Below are 9,664 nucleotides of genomic sequence, written 5' to 3' on the forward strand. Positions count from 1 at the left end.
CTGCGCTGGGTGTGACTGCGCCGCCCCCGGGGTGGGGGCGGCGCGGTCGTGGTGGGTCGGTCGGGTCTAACGCTTGCAGAGGAGGGCATCGGGGGTCTTGGCCGAGCCGACTCGGCCGGTGTAGGCGACGCCGGCCGCGTATTCGTCGGCGTTGCACTGGCCCTTGTACGAGCCGGAGGCGAACTCGCCGCCAGGGTTGCCGGTCGGGCGGTTGTCGCCTCGGTCGAACCACAGGGTGCGGGCCTGGGTGCCGAGCGCCGTGGTGGGTTGGGTGCACAGGATCGCGGACACGGCCGCGCCGCGCACGCTGTAGCCGGTGATCATTCGGCCGGCGGGGCATTCGAGCTTGGTGTAGCCCGCGGCCCAGTCGTTCTGCACGTAGGACTGGTCGCGAACCACCGTGTAGGGCGCGCCGATCGGGGACAGGTCGGGGCCGCCGGCGGTGGTGCACAGGCCGCGGTTTCCGGTGTGCGACAGGCCGATGATGCGCTCGCCGTCGGGGCAGACGCCCTTGCGGGCACCGGAGTCCCAGTCCGGTCGGGTCCGCATCCGCAGCGAGGGTTGGGCGTCGGCGCTGTCCAGGTTGAGCATGTTCCAGCGCGCGGATCCGGGGATCGCACCGGTACGGCCGGCGGCGCCGGTCAGCTTGGTCCAGGCGGCGGCGCGCCAGTCGTTCGGGTCGTCCGCGATGCCGCTGCGGGTGCCGGACGGGTCGAAGCGGAGCAGGGCCCACGAGTCGCCCTGGCCGTTGCCCTTCCAGCCGACCAGCGGCCAGTAGGCGAAGTCGAGGTCGCGGGCCACCAGGTAGTCGGTGAAGTTGGTGAACCAGGCACGGGCGGCCGGATCGGTCTCCTCCGCGCCGGTGCCGAATTCGCTGATCCACACCGGAGCGGTGTGGTGCTGCCCGTCGGTGGTCACGTACTGCGCCGATCGGTCGATCTCGGCGAACAGTTGATCACGCGTCAGGTCCTGGTAGCGGGCGTCGTGGGTTTCGCCCGTGCCGTACGCGCCGCTGTGGTTGGGGCCGGTGTACCCGTAGAAGTGTGCCGAGTAGACCAGCTTGTTCGGGTCGACCAGGGTGTGCGACAGGGTGCGGACCGGAGTCAGCGTGGGGCGGCCGTGGGGCAGGCCGTCGACCGGGATGCCGGTCCAGTTGATGCCTTCGACGATGATCAGCAGGTCCGGGTTGGCCTCGGTCAGGATCCGGTTGCCCGCCTCCAGCGACGCGGCCTGCCAGTCCTTGTCGTTGCCCCAGCCCCAGTTGGGGTCGTCGGTGATGTTGCGCCGGACCTCGTTGTACAGATCGGCGCCGACCACGCGCTTGTTGCTCTTGTAGCGGTTCGCCATGGTGACCCAGTCGGTCACCCAGTCGGCGGTGCTGCGCGTCGTGTTCCAGCGTTCGTTGCCGTCGAGGCCGCAGCACCAACGGGTGGTGCCGGTGTGGTTGTTCAGCACCACCGCGAAGCCGTCGGCGGTCAACGCGGCGACCACCGCGTCGAACACCTGGAGTGGGGTCTTGCCGCGCAGTTGCGGATTGGCGGCGACGGCCGCGTCGGGGACGGCCGTGGTCGTGTGCACCATTTCGTTCGAGAAGGGCAGCCGGATGCTGTTGATCCCGACGGCGTGGAAGCCCGCCAGGATCGTCGGCAGGCTTGCCCGATCGAGGCCCAGCGGCATGCCGTTGGCATTCTCTCCGCTGTGGTGGTTGGCGGCGTTGGCGATGTCGCCGGAGCCGTTCCAGGTGCCCTGGGCACCGGCCCAGTTGGCCGAACGCAGCTTGAATCGTTGGCCGTTCGCGTCGACTATCCAGCGGCCGCTCGTGGACAGGGGGGCTGTCCAGGAGGCGGCGAGGGTGGCTGCTTGCGTGGGTGCGGGCGTGGTGGGTGCGGTGGCGCCGGCTTGTGGGGCGATCAGGAGGCCGGCGGTGAGGGCGGTGAGGGCGAGGGCGGAACGGGTGAGGAGTCGGTGGCCGGCGCGGGGGAGGCCGGGGGTCTTCGGGGTCGGGGGGCGGCGGGTGAGAAGTCGGTGCCTGGTGCGTTGCATCGGTACCTGCTCCGGTTGAGGGTGAGGGATGTGCAGGGGTGCCGGTGGCGCCGGTGGTGCGGATTTTGACGTTGGTGCGTTGGTGCGTTGGTGCGGTGGTGCGGTGGTGCGGTGGTGGTGCGGTTTGGGGTGGCGGTTACTCGGGTTCGGTCGGGAGGGAGCCGAGGACTGCCACGTCTTGGGGTGCCAGGGTGATTCGGCGGGTGATCGCGCGGTCGTTGGTGAGCAAGTCCCGGCGAGCGGTCGGGAGGTCGATCTCGTGGGCCGCGTCCGTGTGGTTGAGCACGACCAGTACGTCGTACCCGTCGCCGGCCCGGATGGTGGCCTGGACGCCGCGTGGGAGCACCGGCAGTACCGGTTCGACGCCCGCGTCGGCGCAGGCTCGGGCGATCAGGCCGCGCATGGTCGCGGCGTCCGGGCGGGTCGCGATGTAGCGTGCGATGCCCGCGCCGTGGTTGTGTACGGTCGCGGCGGGGCGGCCCGCCCAGTCGGCGCCGGCGAACTCCAATTCGACCCGCGCGCCCTTGAGCGTGACGTCCTCGCGCCACAGGTCCCCGGTGCCCGACGGCGGTGCGTCGCCCGATTCGGCAACTCCCCGTACCGGGAACTGCGTTCCGGCGTCCGCAGGCCAGAACTCCTGCACCGACACGCCCAGTGCCTCCCGCAGGGGACCGGGATATCCGCCCAGATGCACTCGGTCGCAGTCGTCGACGATGCCGCTGAAGAACGACACGACCAGCGACCCGCCGTCGGCGACGAAGCGGGAGAGCTTGTCGCCGTGTTCGGCGGACAGCAGGTAGAGGCTCGGCACGATCACCAGGCGGTAGTCGGACAGGTCGGCCCCCGGATGCACCACGTCCACCCCGACGCCCAGGTCGAACAGGGGTGTGTAGTGGTCGAGTGCGCGATCCAGGTGCCGGACGGCGTCGGAGGGATGCGAGTCGAGTTCGAGGGCCCACCAGCTGTGCCAGTCGGTGAGCAGCGCGACCCGATTGCGGATCCGGGTGCCGACCAGCTCCGGGACTCGGGCCAATTCGATGCCCAGGTCCACCACTTCCCGGAACACCCGGGTGTCCGGTCCGGCGTGCGGCACCATCCCGGAGTGGAACTTCTCGGCCCCACCCCGGGATTGCCGCCACTGGAAGTACATGATCGCGTCGGCCCCCTGGGCGACCGCCTGCCAGCTCCACAACCGCATCCGGCCGGGTGATTTGGCGGCGTTGCGAGCCCGCCAGTTGACCGCGGACGGCGCCTGTTCGGTGAGCAGCCACGGTTCGCCGTTGCCCGCGCAGCGGATCACGTCGTAGCTCATCGCGGCACCGATGTGAGCCTGTGCCCAGTTCGGGTCGGGGTAGCTGTCCAGGGACAGGACGTCCATGGCCGGCGCCCAGTCGTACATGTCCACGCTCTTGAGCCCGGCCAGGAAGTTCGTGGTGACCGGCACGTCGGGAGTGATCCGGCGCAGGATCGCGGTCTCGGCGGTGAAGCACGCGAGCAGCGCGTCGTTGCCGAATCGCTTGAAGTCGAGCTGCTGGGAGGGGTTCGGGTAGGTCGGCGCCGTGCGCGGCGGCAACACCTGGTCGAAGGACGCGTAGCGTTGCGACCAGAAGTCGGTGGACCACGCCTCGTTGAGGGCGTCCACGCTCTTGTAGCGCTCGCTCAGCCAGCGCCGGAAGTCGGCCGCCGACACGTCGCAGAAGCATTCCGCGACATGGCAGCCGTATTCGTTGCCGACATGCCACAGCCCGAGCGCCGGGTGGTCCCGGTAGTGCGTGGCGACCGCCTCGACCAGGCGCGCGGCGCGGTCGCGGAAGACCGGCGAGGACGGGCAGAAGTGTTGCCGGCCGCCGGGGGACAGGACCGTGCCGTCCGCGGTCGTCGGCAGCACCTCGGGATGCTCGGTGACCAGCCACGGCGGCGGCGCGGCGGTCATCGTGGCCAGGTCGGCGGTGATCCCGTGTGCGGCCAGGTCGTCCATCACCCGGTCGAAGTAGCCGAAGTCGTAGGCATCGCGGGCCGGTTCGACCCGAGCCCAGGCGAAGATCGCGAGGTTGACCACGGTGACCCCGGCCCGGGCCATCAGCGCCAGGTCCTCGGCGCGCGTTGCCTCGGGCCACTGGTCCGGGTTGTAGTCGGCGCCGAAGCCGATGCCGCCGAGGCGGGCGCGCAGTGCGGCCATTCGACCGGCGGGGCGGTGTGTGGTGTCGTTCATCGGTGCGTTGTGGCGCGCGCCGGAGCCGAAGGTCGTTCGGTGCGGCGCCACTTCTCCTTCGGGGTCACTTCGGGGGTGCTGAGGACGAGGGGTGCGCGGGGCGAACTCGTGCCGGAGGCACCGGGCTTCGGTGGTGCGGAGTGGGCAGGCAGGAATCGGCCGTACGGCGCGCGGGCGGACTCCCGCATCGCGGGCGAGCGGCGTGCGCGCGTGGCCGTGCGCGGTGCGGGTGGGGACCGGGGCCGTGGTGACGGATCGTCAGGGTGCGCCGGGTGCCGAGGTGCTGTCCCGGACGATCAGGGTCGGGGCGACCGGCGTGGCTCCGTGGACGGTGGCGTGACCGGTGCGGAACTGGTCGAACAGCAGCGCCACGCACTGCCGGCCGACCTCCTCGAAGTCCTGGTGGATGGTGGTGAGCGAGGGCAGGAACCAGGCCGATTCGGCGAGATCGTCGAAGCCGACCACGCTGACCTCGTCCGGGACCCGGCGACCCGCCTCGTGCAGTGCGCGTACCACGCCCAGTGCCATCTGGTCGTTGCCCGCGAAGATCGCGGACACCTCCGGATTCGCGGCCAGTTCGAGGCCGGCCGCGTAGCCGCTGGCGGCGCTCCAATCGCCGTACAGCAGCGGCGGGACGGGCGCACCGGCCGCCTTGAGCGTGCGATGCCAGGATTCGGCGCGCCGCCGGGCGGCGTAGGAGTCCTGGGGCCCGCAGACGTGCCACACAGTGCGGTGGCCGAGTTCGAGCAGGTGAGTGGTGGCCAGTCGGGCGCCCTCGGCCTGGTTGGTGTCCACGCCGGGATGCCGCCGACTCTCCTCGCCGTCGACCACCACCACCGGCAGGCCGGAGGGCAGTCGTAGCGCGGGGGTGTCCAGGATCTGTGCCTCGATCAGGATGATGCCGTCCACGGCCTGCACGGTGAGTCGATCGAAGGCGTCGCGTACGGCGCTTTCGGTCTGTGCCCGCACGCTCACCACGTTGACCGAGTAGTCCGCGTCCTGCGCGGCGGCGACGATGGCCTCCAGGGTGCGGGCGTTGCCGTACGCGTTCAGGCCGAAGCTGATCACGCCGAGCATCCGGAACTTGCCGGTGGCCAGGGCCCGTGCGGCCGTGTTCGGCCGATAGCCGAGCATCTGCATCGCGGCGAGCACCCGCTCGCGGGTCGCCTCGTCCACGTTGCTGCGGTGGTTGGCGACGCGCGAGACGGTCTGGCTGGAGACCCCTGCCATCGCGGCGACATCGGCCATGGACGGCGGCCGGGTCCGTGCTTCGAACGACCCGCCCGATTCCGGCTTCGCCACCTCTCCGTCCTTCGCCATGCCCCGATCCTTTCACTCACGCCGTCCGCACGCTCGGGCCGTCCGCACACTCACGCCATCCGTGCCGGGCGGCGGGTGCGCTCATGTTCGCGCAAACACGATTCCCGGTCAACAGCGCGTCGCGATCGACTTCACGGAAGCGCCAAAAGCCATATTTGCGCGGGAAACTTCCCGCAGAGATGGCTATTGACAGGTCGTCAGGCTGACGGAACACTCTCGAAACGCGCCGCGATGTTGGCGCAAACATTCGTCGGGGGTGACTGCCCCCGCGATCGTCGTTCCCGAATCCCGCGACTGTCGTTCCCGAACCCCGCGACCGTCGCCTTTTCCCAACCCCCGTGATCGTCGTTCCCGAAATCCCGTGACCACTGTTCCCGAAATCCCGCGAGCGTCCCGGAGGACCTTCCGTGAGAGTCGACCCGGTCCCGTGCCGCTGCCGGGGCACGTGGTGAAGCGCGGCGCCCTGCGGCGCAACCTCACCGGCCACGCCTTCTTCTTCCCGTTCCTGGTGGTCTTCGTCATCGGCGTCGCCGCACCGCTCGCCTACGCGTTCCGGCTCAGCCTGTACGAGGACCGGATGATCGGGGGCACGGTCTTCGTCGGCTTCGACAACTACTCGAAGGCGCTGAGCGACCACCTGTTCTCCGCCGGACTGGCCCGGGTCGCGCTGTTCTTCGCGATCCAGGTACCGCTGATGTTGGCCCTGTCGCTGCTCGCCGCGTTGGCCATCGACAGCGGTCGGTTGCGCGGTGCGAGCCTGTTCCGGGTGGGCATCTTCGTGCCGTACGCGGTGCCCGGTGTGGTCGCGGCGCTGATGTGGGGCTACATGTACGGCAACCGGTTCGGTCTGTCCGCCGAGTTGGGCGACCTGTTCGGTACCGAACTGCCGAATCTGCTGGGCCCGGACTGGATGCTCGCGTCCATCGGCAACGTGGTGACCTGGTCCTACGTGGGCTACAACATGATGATCCTCTACGCGGCACTGCGGGCGATTCCCGAAGAGCTGTACGAGGCGGCCGAGATGGATGGCGCGGGTGCGTTTCGGACCGCGTGGAGCATCAAACTCCCGGCGCTGAAACCGGCGTTGCTGCTCGCCACCACGTTCTCGGTGATCGGCAGCTTCCAACTGTTCAACGAGCCGAGCATCCTGTCCGCGCTCGCCCCGGCGTCGGTCCCGACCAACTACACCCCGAACCTGTACGCCTACAACCTCGCGTTCAGCGGACGCCAGTTCAACTACTCGGCCGCCATCGCGGTGGTGCTCGGTGTGGTGACCGTGTTCGTCGCGTACCTGGTGCAACTGGCCACCGCCCGACGGGAGCGCATGCAGTGAGTACCTCGACTCTGCCGGATCGTCCGAGTGCGGCCGGCGACGCGCGCAATCGGTTCCTTCGTCCTCGGGGACGGCGGCCGGATCGCGGGAGCGGCGGGCGTGGTGGACGTGGTGGACGGGGTGGGCGCGGCGATCGACGCAATCGCAAGAGCACCGCGCTGACCGTCGCGATGGCGCTGATGCTCGGCTATACGCTCCTGCCGCTGGTCTGGCTGATGTTCGGCGCGACCAAGTCCAACGAGGGGCTGCTGTCGTCGCGTGGGTTGTGGTTCGCCGACGACTTCAACCTCTTCGACAACATCCACGACGTCCTCACCTACGAAGACGGCATCTATCTGCGCTGGTTCGCGAACAACCTGCTGTACTCGGTGGTCGGTGCGGGTGGCGCGGCGATGATCGCCACACTCGGCGGGTATGCGCTGGCCAAGTTCGAATTCGCCGGACGCAGGATGATGTTCGCGCTGGTGCTGGGCGCGATTTCGATCCCGGGTACGGCGCTGGCGGTGCCGACGTATCTGCTGTTCAGCGACGTTGGCATCGTGAACACCCCGTGGGCGGTCATCCTGCCGTCCCTGGCCAGCCCGTTCGGGCTGTACCTGATGCGGGTGTACGCGGCGGACGCGGTGCCGGACGCGATGTTGGAGGCGGCCCGGATGGACGGCGCGGGCGAGTTGCGGATCTTCTTCACCATCTCGCTGCGGTTGCTCGCGCCGGGCTTCGTGACGGTGTTGCTGTTCGCGCTCGTGGCGACCTGGAACAACTACTTCCTGCCGTTGATCGTGCTCAACGACCCGAACTGGTTCCCGCTGACGGTCGGCCTCAACCGGTGGAACGGGCAGGCCAACGGCGGCAGCGTGGCGGGCAGTACGTCGATCTATCCGATCCTGCTGACCGGCAGCCTGCTGGCGATCGTGCCGTTGATCGTGGCGTTCCTGTTCCTGCAGCGGTTCTGGCAGTCCGGGCTTTCGGCGGGTGGGGTCAAGCAGTAGGTGCGGGCCTGGCGGGCCTGGCGGCTGGGGCCGGGCGGCCGGGCGGCCGGGCGGCCTGGCGGCCGGGTGGCCCCGTGGCCGGGCGGCCCGGTGGCCCGGTCGGGCGCTTGGTAGGGCTTCTTTTCTTTCCTTCGTATTTCGCATGCCTCCTTTCTTCGCACGTCCCCGAGTTCGCGAATTCCCTTTGGAGTGGGCACACATGAATGCAAAACCGTCGATCGCCGGTCGCCGCGGCCTGCGCGGGTCGACCTCGATGACCGCAGCGGTCACCGTCGCCGCGCTCGCCCTGTCGCTCGCCGCGTGCGGGTCGGACGGCAAGTCCGAGGACGACAAGGGCGGCAAGGGCGGCAAGCAGGCCGACCCGGCGGCGGTCGCGGGGGCTCTCGACCAGCCCGCCGAGATCACCTTCTGGAGCTGGGTGCCCAACATCGACAGGACCGTGGCACTCTTCGAGAAGAAGTACCCGAAGGTGCACGTCAAGTTGGTCAACGTGGGCCAATCGGCCGACCAGTACACGAAGTTGCAGGCAGCGCTCAAGGCCGGCAACGGTGCCCCGGACGTGGCGCAGATCGAATACTTCGCGCTGCCGCAGTTCGCGATCACCAAGCAATTGGTCAACCTCGCCGACTTCGGCGCCGCGTCGCTTCGGGACAAGTTCGCCGCGTCCGCCTGGTCGCAGGTCAACGTGGCCGGCGGGATCTACGGCGTCCCGCAGGACACCGGCCCGATGGCGATGTTCTACCGCAAGGACATTCTGGACAAGCTCGGCGCGACGCCGCCGAAGACCTGGGCCGAGGTGGCCGAACTGGGCAAGAAGGTCAAGGCGGCCGACCCGGGGAACTTCGTCACCTACCTCGACCCGGGCGACGCGGGCCAGGCGAACAGCCTGATCTGGCAGCAGGGCGGCAAGCCGTACCAGGTCTCCGGCGAGACCTCGGCCGCGGTCAAGCTCAAGGACGACCCGGGCACGGCGAAGTGGGCGGCCACGTGGGGCCCGATGCTGGCGGACAAGACGGTGGAATCCACGCCGAGTTGGAACGAGGAGTGGTGGAAGTCGATGGGGGCCGGCAAGTACGCGCTGTGGCTGGCCGGTGCGTGGGCGCCCGCGGTGTTGCAGAAGAACATCCCGCAGGGCGCCGGTCAGTGGGCCGTTGCGCCGATGCCGACCGGTGACGGTGCGCCTGGCAGCGCGGAGAACGGCGGTTCCTCGGTCGCGGTGACGAAGCAGGCCAAGAACAAGGCGGCTTCGGTTGCCTTCGCCACGTGGTTGAACTCCGACCCCGAGGCGGTCAAGTCGCTGAACACCGATGTCGGCCTGTTCCCGGCGACCCGACAACTGCTCGACGACCCGGGCTTCCGCGGCGCGGACCTCCCGTACTTCCCGGGTACGAAGCCGAACGAGGTGTTCGCGCAGATGTCCGGCGCGGTGCGGCCGGAGTGGCAGTACCTGCCCTTCCAGGTATACGCGAACAGCATCTTCAAGGACACCATCGGCCAGGCGTATCGGCCCGGTGGCGACCTGCCGGGAGCGCTGGCCGGCTGGCAGGAGCGGATCGTCTCGTTCGGCAAGGAGCAGGGTTTCAGCATGAAGTGACGCCTGCTCGGCAGGTGGCAGGTGGCGGGTGGTGCGTGGCGCCCGGCCGGTGATTGTTCTTACCCGGCCGGGTGGTGTCGGGGTGGGGGGGGGGCCGAAGGGGGGGCCCCCCCCCCCCCGTGGGGGGGGGGGGGGGGGGTGGGTGGTCGAGGGGGGGGTGGTTTTAAACAAAA

The 9,664-nt window shown here is 69.5% G+C and carries 6 protein-coding genes; 3 read left to right on the forward strand and 3 right to left on the reverse strand.

Annotated features, from left to right (window positions below; all coding sequences use genetic code 11):
* Positions 1-66: 66 nt before the first annotated feature.
* The 3 genes from ACFXMF_RS05230 to ACFXMF_RS05240 all read right to left on the reverse strand — a co-directional run bounded on the left by ACFXMF_RS05230 (position 67) and on the right by ACFXMF_RS05240 (position 5,503).
* On the reverse strand, positions 67-2,043 hold the full coding sequence (locus tag ACFXMF_RS05230) for a glycoside hydrolase family 5 protein (RefSeq protein WP_379989398.1): 1,977 nt from the start codon (positions 2,041-2,043) through the stop codon (positions 67-69).
* 136 nt (positions 2,044-2,179) lie between these two features.
* Entirely contained in the window at positions 2,180-4,255 is a 2,076-nt protein-coding gene (locus tag ACFXMF_RS05235) for a beta-galactosidase (protein WP_379989399.1), read from the reverse strand.
* 258 nt (positions 4,256-4,513) lie between these two features.
* Entirely contained in the window at positions 4,514-5,503 is a 990-nt protein-coding gene (locus tag ACFXMF_RS05240; protein ID WP_360310749.1) for a LacI family DNA-binding transcriptional regulator, read from the reverse strand.
* A 499-nt stretch (positions 5,504-6,002) separates the two neighbouring features.
* Here ACFXMF_RS05240 and ACFXMF_RS05245 point away from each other — a divergent pair, with 499 nt between their 5' ends.
* The 3 genes from ACFXMF_RS05245 to ACFXMF_RS05255 all read left to right on the forward strand — a co-directional run bounded on the left by ACFXMF_RS05245 (position 6,003) and on the right by ACFXMF_RS05255 (position 9,491).
* Positions 6,003-6,908, forward strand: coding sequence for a carbohydrate ABC transporter permease (locus ACFXMF_RS05245; protein WP_379989400.1), 906 nt, complete (start codon positions 6,003-6,005; stop codon positions 6,906-6,908).
* An 11-nt stretch (positions 6,909-6,919) separates the two neighbouring features.
* Entirely contained in the window at positions 6,920-7,897 is a 978-nt protein-coding gene (locus ACFXMF_RS05250; protein WP_379989406.1) for a carbohydrate ABC transporter permease, read from the forward strand.
* A gap of 199 nt (positions 7,898-8,096) precedes the next feature.
* Positions 8,097-9,491: an ABC transporter substrate-binding protein gene (locus tag ACFXMF_RS05255; protein ID WP_379989401.1), complete on the forward strand. Its 1,395-nt coding sequence runs from the start codon at positions 8,097-8,099 to the stop codon at positions 9,489-9,491.
* The last annotated feature ends 173 nt before the right edge of the window (positions 9,492-9,664 follow it).

Origin of the sequence: Embleya sp. NPDC059213, from assembly GCF_042754445.1 — a bacterium.
Lineage (GTDB): Bacteria > Actinomycetota > Actinomycetes > Streptomycetales > Streptomycetaceae > Embleya.

Excerpts from the sequence above, each read along its gene's own strand:
- ACFXMF_RS05230 (WP_379989398.1), bottom strand. The coding sequence starts at position 2,043 with ATGCAACGCACCAGGCACCGACTTCTCACCCGCCGCCCCCCGACCCCG.
- ACFXMF_RS05235 (WP_379989399.1), bottom strand. The coding sequence starts at position 4,255 with ATGAACGACACCACACACCGCCCCGCCGGTCGAATGGCCGCACTGCGC.
- ACFXMF_RS05240 (WP_360310749.1), bottom strand. The coding sequence starts at position 5,503 with ATGGCCGATGTCGCCGCGATGGCAGGGGTCTCCAGCCAGACCGTCTCG.
- ACFXMF_RS05255 (WP_379989401.1), top strand. The coding sequence starts at position 8,097 with ATGAATGCAAAACCGTCGATCGCCGGTCGCCGCGGCCTGCGCGGGTCG.